This window comes from Stenotrophomonas sp. NPDC078853 (genome assembly GCF_044901215.1).
Taxonomy (GTDB): domain Bacteria; phylum Pseudomonadota; class Gammaproteobacteria; order Xanthomonadales; family Xanthomonadaceae; genus Stenotrophomonas; species Stenotrophomonas lacuserhaii.
In genome coordinates this window covers 223,432-240,868 of record NZ_JBJDOQ010000005.1, presented here as the reverse complement: position 1 = coordinate 240,868, position 17,437 = coordinate 223,432, and the positions used below count along the sequence as shown (strand labels likewise).

The following is a 17,437-nucleotide window of genomic DNA, read 5'->3' as shown; positions in this document are numbered from 1 at the left end:
TCAAACGTCTGCAAGATGGACAAATCATCCTTCCTGCAAGGCGCCTTCACAATAATACCTGCGCATACTTTCAAAGATCAGGGGAAGTGGCCTCAGCGCCGTTCCCGTGTGCCCCGACGTTTCCGTCGTTGCTAGCCGCCCATTATAGCCGGCTTTTCCGCTTCGTCAACACCTTTTTTCAAGGCCGTTTCGCCGGAGCGAAGCGTTGTTGACTCTGCTGCTTCGACGTCCGGCCCGAAGGCGTTTCGTCGTTGCGAGCCGCCTATTATGCCGGACTTTTTCAGTCCGTCAACACCTTCGTTCGATTGAATCGTTCGGCGGTGGTGGCGTTCCCTTTGTCGCTGAAGCCCCTTGGTGGCGACCCCTGCGACGGGGGAGGTGAAGTATGTGCTTTTCCCTACCCTTTGGGAAGGGGATGTGAGCATTTATTTCACGCCGCCCTGCATCTGTTCATGCAGGGCGGCGATCAGACAACCACTGCGGCCTCAGCCAGCCAGCAGGCGGACGCGGGCGAAGGTGCGCTTGCCCACCTGCAACAGACCTTCAAAGCCCGGCTGCAACTGCTGCTGGCCGTCCTCCACGACCTCCCCGTCCACCTTCACCGCACGCTCCTTGAGCTTGCGATTGGCTTCGGAATTGCTCGGGGTCAGGCCCGCTGCGGTCAGCAGCGCCGCGATCCGCAGGCCTTCGGCCGGCACCACCACATCCTGCAACGGCAGCTGGGTGATGTCGCCCTGCCCGGTCACCGCGGCATTCCAGCCGGCCACGGCCTGTTCGGCAGCGGCGGCATCATGGAAGCGGGTGGCCAGTTCGCGGGCCAGCCGCAGCTTCACTTCACGCGGATTGAGTCCGCCAGCCGCCACCTGGTCACGCAGGGCCAGCGCTTCGGCCTGGCTGATGTCGAAGGACAGCAGCTCGATCCAGCGCCACATCAGGGTGTCGTCCACCTTCATGGTCTTGGTGACGATGTCGATGGCCGGTTCGCTCACACCTATATAGTTGTGCAGCGACTTGGACATCTTGTTGACCCCGTCCAGGCCTTCCAGCAGCGGCATGGTCAGCACCACCTGCGGCTTCTGCCCGTGGTGCTCCTGCAGGCCCCGGCCCATCAGCAGATTGAACTTCTGGTCGGTGCCGCCCAGTTCCACGTCCGCTTCCAGGGCGACCGAGTCATAGCCCTGCACCAGCGGGTACAGGAACTCATGGATGGCGATGGACTGCTGGGCGGCGTAGCGCTTGGCGAAGTCATCGCGCTCGAGCATGCGTGCCACGGTGTGCTGGCCCGCCAGGCGGATCATGTCCGCCGCACCCATCTTGCCGAACCACTCCGAATTGAAGCGTACTTCGGTCTTTTCCCGGTCCAGCACCTTGAACACCTGCTCTTCATAGGTGCGTGCGTTGGCCAGCACGTCGTCGCGGCTGAGCGGCTTGCGGGTGAGGCTCTTGCCGGACGGGTCACCGATCATCCCGGTGAAGTCGCCGATCAGGAAGATCACCTGGTGGCCAAGGTCCTGGAACTGACGCAGCTTGTTCAGCAGCACCGTGTGGCCCAGGTGCAGGTCCGGCGCGGTGGGGTCGAAGCCGGCCTTGATCCGCAGGGGCTTTCCGCTTTCCAGGCGGGCGCGCAGATCGTCGATCTTGAGGATCTCGTCGGTACCGCGGCTGATCAGGGCGAGGGCTTCATCGATGGAGGACACGTTCACTACTCCCGGCAACGCCGTTTCTTCTTGTGGGGTGTTAAGAGCAAGTTAACCGTATCGGCTTCACAAAAGCCAATAGGCACAAGGGTTTGACGCGGTTTTCATAGGTGTCTATGGTAACCGGCGATCCAGCCCGTGCTCCCGGGCCAGCCAGGAAAACACCTCTGATGCTCAATTCCGATCACGGCCGCGCGCGCAAACAGCGCTTCAAGGAACGGCTCCACGTCCTGCACGACAACGCCCTGCACCGGAAGCTCAGGCAACACCTCCCCGCTGCCTTCAATGAACGCTGGACCCGTCGCCACTGGGTGCACGCCAGTCTGTTCGCGACCATCGGCATGCTGGTGGCGACCATCGTGCCGGGGTTCTCCAGCACCATCGAAACCCCCTACCCCAATGCCCACACCAGCCTGGCGCTGCCGTTGCCGCCGCTGGCGCATGGTCGCCAGCAGGCCACGCCGGGCGACAGCTGGCAGGTGCTGCGCGTACAGCGCGGCCAGACCCTGAGCGACCTGTTCGACGAAGCCGGTATCCCGGCCACTACCCTGCACCGCGTGCTGGACCATCCGGGCACCCGCGAGGCGCTGGTGAAGCTGCGCCCGGGTACCGAGATCGCCTTCGACATGCCGCTGTCCGGTGAGCTGCGCAGCATCCGCTTCAACCGCGACGATGCGAACCGCGTGGAACTGACGCTGGCCGGCGAGAGCATCAAGGAAACGGTCACCAAGCGCGAGACCAGCACCCGTACCGTGGTCACCAGCGGAGAGATCACCAGCTCGCTGTATGCCGCCGCGCGCAAGGCCGGACTGTCGCCTTCGGCAATCGCCACGATGACCGACGAGATCTTCAAGTACGACATCGACTTCTCCAAGGACCTGCAGCCGGGCGACCGCTTCAGCGTGGTCATGGATGAAACCTGGCGCGAGGGCGAGCGCGTGGACACCAGCAAGATCCTCGCCGCGACCTTCACCAGCGGCGGCAAGACCTATTCCGGTTTCCGCTTCGACCGCAACGGCAAGGCCGAGTACTTCGACCTGGATGGCCGCCCGCTGAAGAAGAGCTTCATCCGCATGCCGATCCAGTTCGCGCGGCTGAGCTCGACCTTCGGGGCGCGCCGCCACCCTGTGCTGGGCAAGATGCGCATGCACAAGGGCGTGGACTATGCCGCACGCACCGGCACTCCGATCATGGCCGCCGGTGATGCGCGCGTGCAGTTCGCCGGCACCCAGCGTGGCTACGGCAACGTGGTGATCCTGGACCATGGGCGCGGCCACACCACGCTGTACGGACACATGTCGCGCTTCGGCAAGATCCGGACTGGCCAGCGCGTGGCGCAGGGCACGGTGATCGGCTACGTCGGCTCCACCGGCCTGGCCACCGGCCCGCACCTGCACTACGAATTCCGCGTCAACGGTGAGCATCGCAATCCCCTCAGCGTGACCATGCCGCCGCCGGAACCGCTGCGTGGCGCTGAACTGGTGGCCTTCCGCGCACAGACCTCGCCGGCGATGGCGCGCATCCAGGGCATGGAGAAGATGATCTATGCCGATGCCAGCCCGGCGCCGAAGCCGGCTGATGCCCCCACCGAGGTCGCCAGCACCGCGCGCGGCAGCACCGGCAGCAAGCGCGGCTGAGCGCGGTTGCATCGCATTGACGAGCATCGACAGGGCGCCCAAGCTGGCGCCCTTGTTGTTTGTGGAGTTCCCATGGCTGCTTCGTTCGACCCTGCCCTGCCGCTGTACCTGGGGCTGATGTCCGGCACCAGCGCCGATGGCATCGATGCGGCACTGGCGCAGTTTCCCGCCGAAGGCGGCTGTCGCTTCGTCCAGGGCCTGACCCTGCCGTGGGATCCGCTGCTGCGCGAGCGGTTGGTGGCGCTGGGCCAGGGCGGTGAGCTGGCGTCGCTGGATGAGCTGGGCGATGTCGATGCGCGCATCGGCCTGGCCTTTGCGGCCGCAGCGGTCGCGCTGCTGCAGCACAGTGGCGTGGAGGCGGCGCAGGTCAGGGCGATCGGTTCGCACGGACAGACCGTCCGCCATCGACCGTCGGCGTCGCCGGCCTTCACCCTGCAATTGGGCGATGCGAACCGCATCGCCGAGCGCACCGGGATCACCACCGTGGCTGATTTCCGCCGCCGAGACGTTGCCGCCGGCGGACAGGGCGCGCCGCTGATGCCGGCCTTCCACCTGGCGATGTTGGGCACCGCCGACGAAGACCGCGCGGTGCTCAACCTCGGCGGCATCGCCAACCTGACCCTGATCCCGCGCGAGGGGACGCTGCTGGGTTTCGACACCGGCCCGGCCAATGCTTTGCTCGATGCCTGGTGCGAGCGCCACACCGGCCATGCGTACGATGCCGACGGCGCGTTCGCCGCCAGCGGAGTGGTCGACGCGGCCCTGCTGGCGCGCTGGCGCGAGGACCCGTGGTTTGCCCTGCCGCCGCCGAAGAGCACCGGGCGCGAGCAGTTCCATCTGGCCTGGGTGCAGCAACAGATCGGCCACGGCCAGCACGTGGCAGCCGATGTGCAGGCCACCCTGCTGGAACTGACCGCAGCGACCGTGGCCGACGCGCTGCAACGCACCCTGCCCGACGCCAGCCGGGTGCTGGTGTGCGGCGGCGGCGTGCGCAATGGTCATCTGATGCAGCGACTGGCGGCGCGCCTGCCCGGCGTGGTGGTGGAATCCAGCGCGCGGCATGGGCTGGATCCGGATTACCTGGAGGCGCTTGGCTTTGCCTGGCTGGCCCAGCGCACGCTCGATGGCTTGGCCGGGAACCTGCCCAGCGTCACCGGCGCGGCAGGCCTGCGGGTGCTTGGGGCGATCCACCCTGGCTGAGCGGCGCCGGCGAACGGCGGGGCCCCTCGTAGTGGGGTACACGCCATCGCATTCGCGCTGTCGCTCCCACGCTTTGCGGTGCAAACCGTGGGCCCCGTCTCACCATCACCCACACCCCGCCGCTTCGCGGCCGCCCCTGACTCAGGGGCTCCTTCCACCCGACACGCTGCGGGGATCTGCGGGGATTGGTAGCGCCGAGCCATGCTCGGCGATTCTTTGCTGACGCGACCGGCTGGCTGGCTTCCGCCGAGCATGGCTCGGCGCTGCCAATCCCGCTTTTCTTTTGTCGTGGCGGGACGCGCGCGGACTGTCAGGGCCAGGCGGGAGGGGCTCCGCCTTTCGACGTGGGCCTGCGGCTAGAAGCCGTGGCCGGCGGGCAGCGCCTGCAGCGCCGCAATGGCGTCGGCCAGCGCATCCACTTCGGGATCAGCGAAGCCGCTGCGCACTTCCAGTTCAGTGGAAAACAACCCCTGCTCCAGCACCGCCACGCAGGTCTGCGCCTGCGTCCAGCCGCGCGCGACCGCCAGCCGGGCTATCCGGTCCAGGATCATCGGGTCTACTTCCTGCAGCAGCAGGTCCGCCATGCTTGTTTCCCCATTCCAGGGCACCGCCCCCACGGTGCCGACAGGCGATCATCCCGCACCGCGCTCGCGCAGGCAATCAACCGGCAGCAGGGGCGCTGCGGTCGGAGAGGCGCGGCCACAGCCAGGCCAGCAGCAGCAGGGTCGGCACCACGGTGACCGCGCTGAGCAGGAAGAACGTGCTGTAGGACGTGGCCTGGACGATGTAGCCGGACACTCCACCGACAAACTTGCCCGGCAGGTTGGCCAGCGATACCAGCAGGGCGTACTGGGTGGCGGTGAAGTTGCGGTCGGTCAGCGAGGACATGAAGGCCACCAGCACGGTGCCGGCAAAGCCCTGGAACAGGTTGTCGGCGCTGAGCGCAGCATAGAACGCCCACAACTGGCCGGGATTGTGTGCCATCAGCAGGAACGCCAGGTTGGACAGCGCCACGCCCAGGGCCGCGACCAGCAGCATGCGGCGGAAACCGAACGCAGCCACCGCGATACCGCCGAGGAAGGCGCCGCCGATGCCCATCCAGACCCCGAACAACTTGGAGACGGTGGCGATGTCGGCCTTGTCGAAGCCCGAATCGAGATAGAACGGACCGGCCATCACCCCGATCACCTGGTCCGGAAACTTGAACAGGCCGACGAAGGCCAGCAGGCCGATGGCCAGTGCCACGCCGTTGCGGGTGAAGAAACTGGCGATCGGCTGGACGAACGCTTCGGCGACGTCGATGCGGCGCTGCACGGCGGCCTCCGGGCGCGCCGGTTCCCGGCAGAACAGGGTGGTGAGGATCGGCAGCAGCATCAACGAGGCCATCGCCAGGTAGGCGACGATCCAGCCTTCGAACTGCGCCAGGTACAGGGCACCGGCGCCGGCCAGGATCAGGCCGATGCGGTAGCCCAGCGTGTAGGTGGCGGCCAGCGCGGCCTGCGAGGCATCCGGGGCGATTTCGATGCGGTAGGCATCGACCACCGAGTCCTGGGTGGCGCCGGCGAAGGAAGCAACCAGCACCCAGAAGACCAGCGGCCCGACGCCCTGTTCGGGGCGCACGAAGGCCAGCGCGACCAGTCCGCCCAGCACCAGCACCTGCGAGGCCAGCAGCCACGATCGGCGCCGGCCCATGAACGCCAGCAGCGGCAGCGCATAGCGGTCCAGCACCGGCGCCCAGAGGAATTTCAGCAGATAGAAAAAGCTGGCCAGGCTGATCAGGCCGATGCTGCCCAGGTCCAGGCCGACATCGCGCAGGCGCGTGGACAGGGTCTGCGAGGCGATCAGCAGGAACGGCAGGCCACTGCCGAACCCGAGCAGGGCCATGGTCAGCGCCGACGGCGTGCCGAAGGCCCGCTTGATGCCGGCCCAGCCCTTGTAGGACACCGGCGCGGCGGTGCCGGTCACGGCGCGTAATCCACGCAGAACGGGGCGTGATCGGAGAAGCGCTCATCGCGGTAGATCGAGCAGCTGCGCAGGCGATCACGCAGGCCCGGGCTGACGAACTGGTAGTCGATGCGCCAACCGACGTTGTTGGCGCGCGCCGCGCCGCGGTTGCTCCACCATGTGTAGTCCTCGCCGGTGGGATGCAGCAGGCGGTAGGCATCGGCCCAGCCGCGGCCGGCGGCCAGGTCGGTCGCCTGGCCATGATCGGCGCACAGGGCGTTCAACCAGTCGCGCTCTTCCGGCAGGCAGCCGGAGTTTTTCTGGTTGGACTTCCAGTTGCGGATGTCCAGCGCGGAGCGGACGATGTTCCAGTCACCGCACAGCACGTAGTCGCGCCCGCTGTGCAGCCACTGGTCGAGGATCGGCCGCAGCCATTCCATCACCTCGAACTTGAAGCCCTGGCGCAGGTCGCCGGAACTGCCCGAGGGTATATAGAAGGAGACCACGCTGAGGTTGCCGAAGCGCGCTTCGATATAGCGACCTTCTTCATCGAACGGCGCCCAGCCCAGCGAGGTGATGACCTGGTCCGGCTCACGCTTGCTGTAGATCGCAACCCCGCTGTAGCCCTTCTTGGTGCTGGCATCGCGGTAGAAGCAGTGGTGGCCGTCGGGGCGGAACATCGGATCGGACAGCTGGGCCTCCTGCGCCTTGGTTTCCTGCAGGCACAGGACGTCGGCGTCCTGGGCGCGGAACCATTCCAGGAAGCCCTTGCTGGCAGCCGAACGGATGCCGTTGGCGTTGAAGCTGATGATGCGCATGCGGTCGATTCAGGGTGTCGGCGGAAACCGGCCCAGCATACCGGTTCAGCGCCGGTGCGCCGACCGTAAAAGGACGCCGGGCCCGCCTTCTAGTAGGCTTAACATTCCAAGATGAAGATAGATTGAGTCAGATGAGCGACCATCGTCACCGTTTCCTGCAGTTGGCCCTGAGCGCCGACGCCCTGCGTTTTGGCCAGTTCACGCTGAAGTCCGGCCGGCTGAGCCCCTATTTCTTCAATGCAGGCCGCTTCGACTCCGGGTCGAAGATGGCCCAGCTGGCGCTGTGCTACGCCGATGCCATCGACGATGCCGGCCTCAAGTACGACGTGGTGTTCGGCCCGGCCTACAAGGGCATCCCGCTGGCCACCGCGATGGCCTGCGAACTGGCCCAGCGCGGCCGCGACCTGCCGCTGTCGTTCAACCGCAAGGAAGTGAAGGACCACGGCGAAGGCGGCCAGCTCATCGGCGCGGACATGACCGGCAAGCGCGTGCTGATTGTCGATGACGTCATCACCGCCGGCACCGCGATCCGTGAGGCGATGGCCATCATCCGTGCCGCCGGCGGCATTCCGGCCGGCATCGTGGTGGCCCTGGACCGCCAGGAGATCGCTTCGGAAACCGATCCGCGCTCGGCCGCCCAGGCCGTGGCCGAGGAAGCCGGCATTCCGGTGATTGCCGTGGCGACGATGGCCGACCTGCTTGATTTCGCGTCCGGAAACCCGGAACTTGTCGGCTACCGGCAGCCGCTGGCGGACTACCGGTCCCGATATGGCAGCCGTCCGACGCACTGAACGACCCAAGGGGGTGGTCGCCATGTTGAGGAATCTGTCCATCATTGCCGCCCTGCTGCTGGCCGCGCCGTGCGTGGCCGGCGCGCAGCAGTCCAGGCGTCCGGCCGGAAGTGCCGAGGCGCAGGCGAAGAAACTGTATTGCTGGAACGAGGGCAGCGAGCGCATCTGCAGCGATGCCTTGCCTGCGGACGCGGTCAACAATGCGCGGGAAGAATTCAGCGCACGCAGCGGGCTGCGCAGCGGCCAGGTGCAGCGCGCGCTCAACGAAGACGAGCGCGCCGATGCGGCCGCGGCCGAGGCGCAGGCGCGGCTGGATGAAATGGCCCTGCAGACCCGCCAGCGGACCGAACAGGCGATGTTGTCCACCTACAGCAGCGAAGCCGACCTGCGCCGGGTGTTTTCCGAGCGCGTCGGCATCCTCGACAACAACATCAACACCGCGCGCTACAACGTGGCCAGCCTGCGCGATGCGCTGTTCACCGCCCTGGCCGGTGCCGGTGACAACGAACTGGCCGGGCGTCCGGTGGGCGAGAAGCCGGCAGCCACCATCCGCAAGCGCCACGGCGAACTTCTGGCGCAGCAGCGCATGCAGGCCACGTTCGAGCGCCAGCGCGTCGAACTGGACGCGGAGATCGAAGAAACCGTGCAGCGTTTCCGCCTGCTGAAAGGTGTTACGCCGGAGGCGTGAGGGCACGCGTGGCGCGCCATCGCGCACGAGCCACCGGGTCTTGGGTTCAGGCCGGGCGGGAGGGGTTGGTGGGGGACGGCAGAAGCCGCTCCTGCGGGCCTCGTTTCGCGCCATCCTTGGCGCTCAACGCCCCCACCAACCCCTCCCGCCCGGCCTTCGTCCATGGCAGCCACGGTCATCCGGTAGCGCCGACCCATGGTCGGCGGAAACCGTCAGGCCCCATTCCACCAGCATCCGCCGACCATGGGTCGGCGCTACCAAGCCCCCATGGGCGCGTCTGGTGGAGGGAGCCCCTGAGTCAGGGGCGGCCGCGAAGCGGCGGGGTGTGGGGGCTGGTGAGATGGGGCCCACGGTTTGCGCAGCAAAGCGTGGGAGCGGCAGCGCGAATGCGATGACGTGGACCCTCCGCCCTCAGCCGCAGCTTTTACGCTGACTTTATGCCACCGCAGGCGCGGAGAAATGGAGGCTTTACGCGACCCGGGCGGACCATGACGGCCTGAGGTGGAGCGGTTCCACCAGGACGATCACCGTCATGTCTTGTCTGTCGCGTTGTGGCCTTTCTTCCCGGGCGGGGTGCTGAGCATGCCCGGCTGGCTCTCCCTGCTGAGTGGCGTACTGGTGCTGGTCGCCGCCGCCTACCTGGTCTACGCCGTGCTGCGGCCCGAAGCATTCTGACGGGCCACGGACATGACCGGAATCCTTATTCTGCTCGCCACCAGCGTCTTGCTGGCCTGGCCGCTCGGCTTGTACCTGGCCCGGGTGATGCGCGGCGCGCCGATGCGCATCGACCCGTTGTTCCACTGGATTGAAAAACCGCTTTACCGCCTGCTGGGCGTAGATCCCGCGCGTGGCATGTCCTGGCGCGGCTATGTCGGCGCGTTCGTGCTCAGCAACGCGGTCATCGCGCTGCTGACCATGGCTGTGTTCATGACCCAGGCGTGGCTGCCGCTGAATCCGGATGGCATCGCCAACCTGCGTTGGGACACCGCGCTGCACACCATGGTGTCCTTCCTGACCAACACCAACCAGCAGCACTATTCCGGGCAGGCGCAGCTTTCCTACCTCTCGCAGATGACCGGCATCACCGGCCTGCAGGTGGTGACGCCGATGATGGGCCTTGCCCTGGCCGTGGCCACCCTGCGCGCCCTGTTCGCACAGCCGCGTCAGGACATCGCGGCTGATGGTGACCGCCGCATCGACGTAGGCAACTACCACGCCGACGTGCTGCGCCTGTGCGTGCGCTTCATGCTGCCACTGTGCCTGCTGTGGACCGTGCTGTTGGCCAGCCAGGGCGTTCCGGCCACCTTTGCCGGGGGCCCGCAGGCCGCGCCGATGGATGTGTCGACCGGCCTGCAGGAACAGAAGATACCGCTCGGCCCGGTTGCCGCGATGGTGGCGGCCAAGCAACTCGGTGCCAACGGCGGCGGCTGGTATGGCCCCAACAGTACGTTCCCGCTGGAGAACCCCACGCCCCTGTCGAATGCCCTTGAGCTGGTCGGTATCCTTCTGATTCCGATCGCGGTGATCTTCATGATCGGGGCGTTCACCGGCCGCCGCCGCTTCGGCTGGCTGGTGCTGGGCTGCATGGCCAGCATGTCGGCGGTGTCCATCGCGGCCACCGTGTGGCTGGAAGGTCACTCGCCCACGGCAGCCAGCGCCTTGTTGATGGAAGGCAAGGAAGTCCGCCTGGGCACTGACGCCACCGCACTGTGGGCGGCAGTGACCACCCAGGTATCCAACGGATCGGTCAACGGCATGCTCGATTCGATGAGCCCGATGGCCAGCGCCGTGTCACTGGTCAACATGCTGGTCAGCGCCATCTGGGGCGGCATCGGCTGCGGGCTGCAGCAGTTCATCGTCTACCTGCTGCTGGGCGTGTTCCTGGCCGGGCTGATGACCGGGCGCACGCCGGAACTGCTGGGACGCAAGCTGGAAACCCCGCAGGTGCGCCTGCTGGCGCTGCTGGTGCTGCTGCAGCCGATCACCCTGCTCACCCTTACCGCCGTCACGCTGGCGGTACCAGGCCTGTCGGGCACCTCCAACCCGGGCTTCCACGGCATCAGCCAGGTCTTCTACGAGTACGCATCGGCGTATGCCAACAACGGCTCCGGTTTCGAAGGGCTGGGTGACAACACGCCGTGGTGGAACCTGACCTGTTCACTGGTGCTGCTGCTGGGACGCTTCCCGCTGCTGGTGGTGCCGCTGGTGATTGCCGCGCAGCTTGCCGCCAAGCGTCGCGCACCGGAGTCGCCGGGCACGTTGCAGATCGAAACCCCTACCTTCGCGCTGACCCTGCTCAGCGTGATCGTCATCCTGACCGTCCTGCAGTTCCTGCCGGTTCTGGTGCTTGGCCCGGTGGCCGACCACCTCAGCCTTGGCCTGCATTGAGGTACTCCCCATGAATACTGTTGCCACTTCCCAGCTGCCGCGCCGTCCGGCGCTGCTGGATGGCGCCGGCTTCCGCCGTGCGCTGCTTGACTCATTCCGCAAGCTCTCGCCGCTGCACCTGCTGCGTAGTCCGGTGATGGCCGTGGTGATGGCCGGTACCGTGCTCGCGCTGGTGGTCACCCTGAGCGGCAATGCACCGATGGGCTTCGGGCTGGCGGTCAGCGCGATCCTGCTGCTGACCGTGCTGTTCGGCAATTTCGCCGAAGCCGTGGCCGAAGCGCGCGGTCGTGGCCAGGCCGCCTCCCTACGTCGTGCCCGCCAGGATCTGGTGGCGCGTCGCCTGCAGTCCGCCAGTCCCGCAGCAGCACAGGAACAGGTGCCTGCCGCCGAACTGCGCCCGGGTGACCACGTGCTGGTCGGCGAGGGCGAGCTGGTGCCGGCCGACGGCGAGATCGTGCAGGGCCTGGCCACCATCAACGAGGCGGCGGTGACCGGTGAATCGGCCCCGGTGCTGCGTGAAGCCGGCACAGACCGGTCCGGCGTGATCGGCGGCACCAAGGTACTGTCCGACCAGATCGTGGTGCGGGTGACCGCCGAGCCCGGCCACAGCTTCCTGGACCGGATGATCGCGCTGGTGGAGGGTGCCAACCGGCAGAAGACGCCGAACGAGGTGGCCTTGACCCTGCTGCTGGCGGCGATGACGCTGACCTTCCTGGTGGTGGTGGCCACGCTGCCGGCGATCGGCGCTTCGGTCGGTGTCAGCGTCGATCCGCTGCTGCTGATCGCCCTGCTGGTGTGCCTGATCCCCACCACCATCGGCGGCCTGCTGCCGGCCATCGGCATCGCCGGCATGAACCGTGCCCTGGCGGCCAATGTGCTGGCCAAGTCCGGCAAGGCGGTCGAGGTGGCCGGTGACATCGACGTGCTGCTGCTGGACAAGACCGGCACCATCACCCACGGCGACCGCCAGGCCACCGCATTGCATGCACTGGCCGGGGTGGACGTGGCGCGGCTGCGCGAGGCGGCGCTGCTTTCCTCGCTGGCCGACCCGACACCGGAAGGCAAATCGATCGTGCGCCTGGGCCGCGAGCAGGGCTGCCGCAGCGCCGAGCCCGAGCATGCGCACTACATCGCCTTCAGCGCGCAGACCCGCATGTCCGGTGTCGACCTGGCAGGCGGCCGCAGCATCCGCAAGGGCGCCGCCGATGCGATCCGCGCACACGTGCAGTCCCTCGGCGGGGAGGTTCCGGCCGAGCTGACCGGGCGCGTGGAGCAGGTGGCGCGCAATGGCGCCACGCCGCTGGTGGTGGCCGAAGGTCGCCACGTGCTGGGCGTGGTGGAACTGTCCGACGTGGTCAAGCACGGCATGCGGGAAAAATTCGCCCAGCTGCGGGCGATGGGCATCCGCACGGTGATGATCACCGGCGACAACCCACTCACCGCCGCGGCGATCGCGGCCGAGGCCGGCGTGGACGATTACATCGCCGAAGCGCGGCCGGAAGACAAACTGGCACGCATCCGCCAGGAACAGGCCGGTGGCCGGCTGGTAGCGATGGTCGGCGACGGCACCAACGATGCGCCGGCGCTGGCCCAGGCCGATATCGGCCTGGCGATGAACTCCGGCACCCAGGCCGCGAAGGAGGCCGGCAACATGGTCGACCTGGATTCGGATCCGGCCAAGCTGCTGGCCGTGGTGGAAGTGGGCAAACAGCAGCTGATCACCCGCGGCGCGCTGACCACCTTCTCGCTGGCCAACGACGTGTCCAAGTACTTCGCGATCCTGCCGGCGCTGTTCGCCGCCACTGTGCCGGGGATGGCCACGTTGAACGTGATGGGGCTGTCCAGTCCGCGCAATGCGGTGCTGGCCGCGTTGATCTTCAATGCCCTGGTGATCCCGGCGCTGATCCCGCTGGCACTGCGCGGCGTGCGTTTCCGTCCGGCAACGGCAACCAGCCTGCTACGGCGGAACATGCTGGTGTATGGGCTCGGCGGCGTGCTGCTGCCGTTCGTGGCGATCAAGGCAATCGACTTCCTGCTGATGACGGTATCTGCTGCATGAACACTTCAACGACCCCTTCCATATCCCCGCGCGTTGCGCCGGAGGCACTGGCGCGCGCGGCTGCCGAAGGCGAGGCACGCCTGCAACACACCGCCAGCTGGCGTCCGGCGATCGTGCTTGGCCTGGGCAGCCTGCTGCTGGGTGGCGCGCTGTACGCGGCCGCTGGTACCGGGCTGGCGCGGCTTGCCTTCCCCGTGCAGTCCGACGGCAGCCTGATCGTGGATGCCGATGGCCGCGTGCGCGGCTCGGCCCTGTTGGCCCAGCCGTTCACCGGTGACGGCTGGTTCCAGCCGCGGCCATCCGCTGCTGGCCATGATCCGATGGCTGCGGCGGGCTCCAACATGGCACGCAGCAACCCGGCACTGGCGAGGCGCGTGGCCGACGCCACCGCAGCCGTCGCGCTGCGCGAAGGCATCGCGCCCGCGCAGGTTCCCGCCGATCTGGTGACGCAGTCCGGCAGCGGCCTGGATCCCCATCTGTCGCCGGCCGCCGTGCAGGTGCAGGTGCGCCGCGTGGCGCAGGCGCGGGGGCTTTCCGAAGCTGAGTTGCAGGCCATCGTGCAGGCGCATGTCGAGGGTCCCCAGTGGGGGGTGTTCGGCCAGCCCCGGGTCAACGTGATGCAGCTCAACCGAGCGTTGGAGTCCGCCGCGCATGCACGTTGATGCCATGCGTGCCTGGGCTGGCGCACAATCGCCGGCATGACCGATACCCGCAGCCGCCAGGCCGACGCCCTCATAGAAGGCCTGCAGCGTGATGCCGGCGGGCGCCTGACCGTGTTCCTCGGCGCCGCCCCCGGCGTCGGCAAGACCTACAGCATGCTCACGCGCGCGCAGGAGCAGCTGCGCCGTGGCGTGGACCTGGTCGTGGGAGTGGTCGAAACCCACGGCCGTGCCGACACCCAAGCCCTGTTGCAGGGCCTGCCGCTGGTTGAACGCAGGCAGGTTGCCTACCGCGAGCGGCTACTGCACGAAATGGACCTGGATGCGATCGTGCAGCGGCGTCCCGCGCTGGTGCTGGTGGACGAACTGGCGCATCGCAATGCACCGGGCAGCCGCCACGAGCGGCGCTGGCAGGATGTGATGGAGCTGCTGGATGCGGGCATCGATGTATGGACCACCGTCAACATCCAACACCTGGAAAGCCTCAACGACGTGGTGCTGCGCATCACCGGCATCCGGGTCAGCGAGACCGTGCCGGATGGGGTACTGGACCGCCTGCACGACATCGTGCTGGTCGACCTGCCGCCACGCGAACTGATCGCGCGGCTGCAGCAGGGCAAGGTCTATGTCCCGGAACAGGCATCGCAGGCGCTGCAGTCCTACTTCACCACCGCCAACCTGACCGCCCTGCGCGAGCTGGCCATGCAGGAGGCAGCCGACCGCGTGGACAGCAGCCTGCGCGAAGTCCGCGCGGCCGGGGGCGAAGGTGCGCTGCCGCTGCGGCGGCGCGTGCTGGTGGCGATCGACGGCGGCGGCCAGAGCGAGTACCTGGTGCGCGTGGCGCGACGCATCGCCGAGCGCCGCGATGCGCCATGGACGGTGGTGACCGTGCAGCGCCGGCGTGCCGATGAAGCGACGCAACGCGAGATCGACAGCGCCTTCGCGCTGGCGCGACGGCTTGGCGCCGATACCGAAGTGCTGCAGGGATCCAGCGTGGCCGACGCGCTGCTCGACCACGCCGCGCACAACAATGTGTCCACCCTGGTACTGGGCCGCACGCGCGAACGTCCGCTGGCGCGCATGCTCAACCGCACACTGACCCAGCAGTTGATCCAGCACGGCGCGCATTACGAGATCACCATCATCAGCACGCCGCGCGCGCGCGCGCGGGCGCGCCGTGATCGGCTGCTGACGCCCGCGCCGGGCCGTGCACCCGAGCTGGCGCAGGCGGTACTGGCCTGCACCCTGGCCTGTCTGGTGGCCTGGTTTGCCGAGCGCTGGGTCGGCATGGCCGACCTGTCGATGGTGTTCATCGTGGCGGTGGTGCTGGTGGCGGCGCGCACCCGCGCCAGTGCGGCAGTGCTGGCCGCCAGCCTGTGTTTCCTGGCCTACAACTTCCTGTTCATCGCCCCGCGCTTCACCTTTGCGATCAGCGCGCGGCAGGGCGTGATCACCGTCTTCCTGTTCCTGGCCGCGGCGCTGGTGGCCGGCCGACTGGCATCGCGCCTACGCACGCAGGTGATCGCCCTGCGCGCGTCCAACCGGCATGCCAACGCACGCCAGCAGCTGGGCCGCAAGCTCAGCAGTGCAGCCAGCAACGAGGCGGTCGCCGATGCCGGGCGGCAGGCGCTGGAACAGGCCCTGGATGCGCCGGCGTGGCTGCGCATCGGCACCGACGTGACCGCCAGCGGCAGCGCCGTGCCCGGCGATACCGACCTGGCCGCGGCGGACTGGTCGCAGCGCCACGGGCAGCCCAGTGGCCGCTATACCGATACCCTGGCAGGGGCGCAGTGGTGGTGCCTGCCGCTGCTCGATGGCGATGCCCGCTGCATCGGCGTGGCGGCGCTGCAGTTCCCGCCGGCACTTGCTCGACTGGCGCCGGAGCAGCGCCAGTTGGCGATGGCGATGGTCGACGACATCGCGCAGGCCGCACTGCGTACCCGGCTGGTGGCCGAACTGGAACAGGCGCATGTCAGCAACGAGACCGAGCGGCTGCGGTCGGCGCTGCTGTCATCGGTCTCGCATGACCTGCGCTCGCCGCTGGCGGCGATGATCGGCTCGGCCGACAGCCTGGCCAGTTATGGCCAGGCGATGGATGCGGTGGACCGTCGCGCCCTGCTGGACACCATCATGCTGGAAGGCGAGCGGCTGGACCGTTACATCCAGAACCTGCTGGACATGACCCGGCTCGGCCATGACGGCCTGAAGATCAACCGCGACTGGATCGGCGTGGACGAACTGGTCGGGTCTGCCGCGCGCCGGCTGCAGCGTTACCAGCCGGAGGTGAAGCTGCAGCTGGACATTCCTGCGTCGCTGGCGCCGATCTGGGTGCATCCGGCCCTGGTCGAGCAGGCGCTGTTCAACGTGTTGGAGAATGCCGCGAAATTCTCCCCAGCCACGGCGCCGGTCACGGTCAGTGCGCGGTTGCACTCGCGCGATCTGGTGATCGACGTGCTCGACCGCGGGCCCGGTATTCCAGCCGACGAACGCGCGCGCATCTTCGACATGTTCTACAGCGTGGAGCGCGGCGACCGCGGTCGCCACGGCACCGGCCTGGGGCTGGCGATCTGCCAGGGGATGGTCGGCGCACATGGCGGCAGCGTGCAGGCGCTGGCCGGCGAGGACGGACGCGGTACGCTGATACGGATTACCCTGCCCCTGCTCACTCCTGCCGGTCACCCCGATGCCCTTGACGCCTGACAGCACGCCGTCGATCCCGCCCGCCTGCGTGCTGGTGATCGATGATGAAGCGCAGATACGCCGGTTCCTGGACATCAGCCTGCGTGCGCAGGGCTACCGGGTGCTGCAGGCGTCCAGCGGCCAGGAGGGACTGGAGCGGCTGGTGGCCGAGAGCGTGGACCTGGTGATCCTGGATATCGGCCTGCCGGACATGGAAGGCCACCAGGTGCTGACCGAACTGCGCCAATGGAGCCAGCTGCCGGTGATCATGCTGACCGTGCGCGCCGGCGAAGCCGAAAAGGTGCGTGCGCTGGATGCCGGCGCCAACGACTATGTGACCAAGCCGTTCGGTACGCAGGAGCTGATGGCGCGGGTGCGCATGCTGCTGCGCACGCGTGCGGCACCGCTGGACGGCCAGCCGCCGGTGTTCGATGACGGACACCTGCGTATCGACCTGGTGCACCGCGCGGTCACCCTGGATGGCGTTGCAGTGCCATTGACGCGCAAGGAGTACGCGCTGCTGTCGCTGCTGCTGGTCAATGCCGGGCGGGTGGTGACCCAGCCGCAGATCCTGAAGGACATCTGGGGGCCGACGCATCAGCACGACACGCACTACCTGCGGATACTGGTGGGCAAGCTGCGGCAGAAGCTGGGCGATTCGGCGCTGGAGTCGCGGTATGTGTTCACCGAGCCCGGCGTGGGGTTGCGGTTCAAGGGATGAGATTTTTCTTGCCGGCGTGGTGCGTTGGTGTCTTCGATGCTACGGGCCGGCAGGGGAAACAGCCCCTTGGCCAGGACACGCCGTGAACCCATCCATGGGGGCTCGTTTCCGCCCGTCCGGGGCTCCAACGGTCCTGTCCAAGGGGCTGTTCCCCCT

The 17,437-nt window shown here is 67.7% G+C and carries 14 protein-coding genes; 10 read left to right on the top strand and 4 right to left on the bottom strand.

What is annotated here, in order from left to right; genetic code table 11:
- Positions 1–485: 485 nt before the first annotated feature.
- Entirely contained in the window at positions 486–1,697 is a 1,212-nt protein-coding gene (gene tyrS, locus ACI2JH_RS08095; RefSeq protein WP_101098229.1) for a tyrosine--tRNA ligase, read from the bottom strand.
- Positions 1,698–1,867: 170 nt separating this feature from the next.
- Here tyrS and ACI2JH_RS08090 point away from each other — a divergent pair, with 170 nt between their 5' ends.
- Positions 1,868–3,334 carry a peptidoglycan DD-metalloendopeptidase family protein gene (locus ACI2JH_RS08090; protein ID WP_350000178.1) on the top strand — a complete coding sequence of 489 codons (1,467 nt, stop codon included), beginning with the start codon at positions 1,868–1,870 and terminating at the stop codon, positions 3,332–3,334.
- A 72-nt stretch (positions 3,335–3,406) separates the two neighbouring features.
- Positions 3,407–4,534 carry an anhydro-N-acetylmuramic acid kinase gene (locus tag ACI2JH_RS08085; protein WP_404735896.1) on the top strand — a complete coding sequence of 376 codons (1,128 nt, stop codon included), beginning with the start codon at positions 3,407–3,409 and terminating at the stop codon, positions 4,532–4,534.
- Between the two features lie 356 nt (positions 4,535–4,890).
- On the opposite strand, the gene ACI2JH_RS08080 is transcribed toward ACI2JH_RS08085, so the two are convergent.
- The 3 genes from ACI2JH_RS08080 to ACI2JH_RS08070 form a co-directional block, all read right to left on the bottom strand.
- Entirely contained in the window at positions 4,891–5,118 is a 228-nt protein-coding gene (locus tag ACI2JH_RS08080) for a hypothetical protein (RefSeq protein WP_101098213.1), read from the bottom strand.
- Between the two features lie 76 nt (positions 5,119–5,194).
- Positions 5,195–6,499 (bottom strand): AmpG family muropeptide MFS transporter, encoded by a 1,305-nt coding sequence (locus tag ACI2JH_RS08075; protein ID WP_101098214.1) that lies wholly within the window; start codon positions 6,497–6,499, stop codon positions 5,195–5,197.
- Positions 6,496–7,296: an exodeoxyribonuclease III gene (locus ACI2JH_RS08070; RefSeq protein ID WP_404735895.1), complete on the bottom strand. Its 801-nt coding sequence runs from the start codon at positions 7,294–7,296 to the stop codon at positions 6,496–6,498. Before ACI2JH_RS08070 ends, ACI2JH_RS08075 begins: the two co-directional genes overlap by 4 nt.
- Positions 7,297–7,427: 131 nt before the next feature.
- Between ACI2JH_RS08070 and pyrE the strand changes: the two genes are divergently transcribed.
- From pyrE to ACI2JH_RS08030, 8 genes are all read left to right on the top strand, one after another.
- Complete coding sequence (gene pyrE, locus ACI2JH_RS08065; RefSeq protein WP_042615474.1) at positions 7,428–8,087, top strand: orotate phosphoribosyltransferase; 660 nt, start codon at positions 7,428–7,430, stop codon at positions 8,085–8,087.
- Between the two features lie 22 nt (positions 8,088–8,109).
- A complete protein-coding gene (locus ACI2JH_RS08060) occupies positions 8,110–8,775 on the top strand; it encodes a hypothetical protein (protein ID WP_101098230.1) in 666 nt (221 codons plus the stop codon).
- A 582-nt stretch (positions 8,776–9,357) separates the two neighbouring features.
- Positions 9,358–9,450: a potassium-transporting ATPase subunit F gene (locus ACI2JH_RS08055; RefSeq protein ID WP_042613345.1), complete on the top strand. Its 93-nt coding sequence runs from the start codon at positions 9,358–9,360 to the stop codon at positions 9,448–9,450.
- 12 nt (positions 9,451–9,462) lie between these two features.
- Positions 9,463–11,163 (top strand): potassium-transporting ATPase subunit KdpA, encoded by a 1,701-nt coding sequence (gene kdpA, locus ACI2JH_RS08050; protein ID WP_404735894.1) that lies wholly within the window; start codon positions 9,463–9,465, stop codon positions 11,161–11,163.
- 10 nt (positions 11,164–11,173) lie between these two features.
- Positions 11,174–13,222 carry a potassium-transporting ATPase subunit KdpB gene (gene kdpB, locus ACI2JH_RS08045; protein WP_101098217.1) on the top strand — a complete coding sequence of 683 codons (2,049 nt, stop codon included), beginning with the start codon at positions 11,174–11,176 and terminating at the stop codon, positions 13,220–13,222.
- Positions 13,219–13,884, top strand: coding sequence for a potassium-transporting ATPase subunit KdpC (gene kdpC / locus ACI2JH_RS08040; RefSeq protein ID WP_319275115.1), 666 nt, complete (start codon positions 13,219–13,221; stop codon positions 13,882–13,884). Before kdpB ends, kdpC begins: the two co-directional genes overlap by 4 nt.
- A 36-nt stretch (positions 13,885–13,920) precedes the next feature.
- Positions 13,921–16,581, top strand: a complete 2,661-nt coding sequence (locus ACI2JH_RS08035; RefSeq protein ID WP_404735893.1) for an ATP-binding protein — start codon at positions 13,921–13,923, stop codon at positions 16,579–16,581.
- Positions 16,565–17,281, top strand: a complete 717-nt coding sequence (locus ACI2JH_RS08030) for a response regulator (protein ID WP_101098220.1) — start codon at positions 16,565–16,567, stop codon at positions 17,279–17,281. The genes ACI2JH_RS08035 and ACI2JH_RS08030 overlap by 17 nt, the downstream gene beginning before the upstream one ends.
- The last annotated feature ends 156 nt before the right edge of the window (positions 17,282–17,437 follow it).

Excerpts from the sequence above, each read along its gene's own strand:
- ACI2JH_RS08060 (WP_101098230.1), top strand. The coding sequence starts at position 8,110 with ATGTTGAGGAATCTGTCCATCATTGCCGCCCTGCTGCTGGCCGCGCCG.
- pyrE (WP_042615474.1), top strand. The coding sequence starts at position 7,428 with ATGAGCGACCATCGTCACCGTTTCCTGCAGTTGGCCCTGAGCGCCGAC.
- ACI2JH_RS08080 (WP_101098213.1), bottom strand. The coding sequence starts at position 5,118 with ATGGCGGACCTGCTGCTGCAGGAAGTAGACCCGATGATCCTGGACCGG.
- ACI2JH_RS08090 (WP_350000178.1), top strand. The coding sequence starts at position 1,868 with ATGCTCAATTCCGATCACGGCCGCGCGCGCAAACAGCGCTTCAAGGAA.
- ACI2JH_RS08035 (WP_404735893.1), top strand. The coding sequence starts at position 13,921 with ATGACCGATACCCGCAGCCGCCAGGCCGACGCCCTCATAGAAGGCCTG.
- kdpB (WP_101098217.1), top strand. The coding sequence starts at position 11,174 with ATGAATACTGTTGCCACTTCCCAGCTGCCGCGCCGTCCGGCGCTGCTG.
- kdpC (WP_319275115.1), top strand. The coding sequence starts at position 13,219 with ATGAACACTTCAACGACCCCTTCCATATCCCCGCGCGTTGCGCCGGAG.
- ACI2JH_RS08030 (WP_101098220.1), top strand. The coding sequence starts at position 16,565 with ATGCCCTTGACGCCTGACAGCACGCCGTCGATCCCGCCCGCCTGCGTG.
- ACI2JH_RS08085 (WP_404735896.1), top strand. The coding sequence starts at position 3,407 with ATGGCTGCTTCGTTCGACCCTGCCCTGCCGCTGTACCTGGGGCTGATG.
- ACI2JH_RS08070 (WP_404735895.1), bottom strand. The coding sequence starts at position 7,296 with ATGCGCATCATCAGCTTCAACGCCAACGGCATCCGTTCGGCTGCCAGC.
- kdpA (WP_404735894.1), top strand. The coding sequence starts at position 9,463 with ATGACCGGAATCCTTATTCTGCTCGCCACCAGCGTCTTGCTGGCCTGG.
- ACI2JH_RS08055 (WP_042613345.1), top strand. The coding sequence starts at position 9,358 with ATGCCCGGCTGGCTCTCCCTGCTGAGTGGCGTACTGGTGCTGGTCGCC.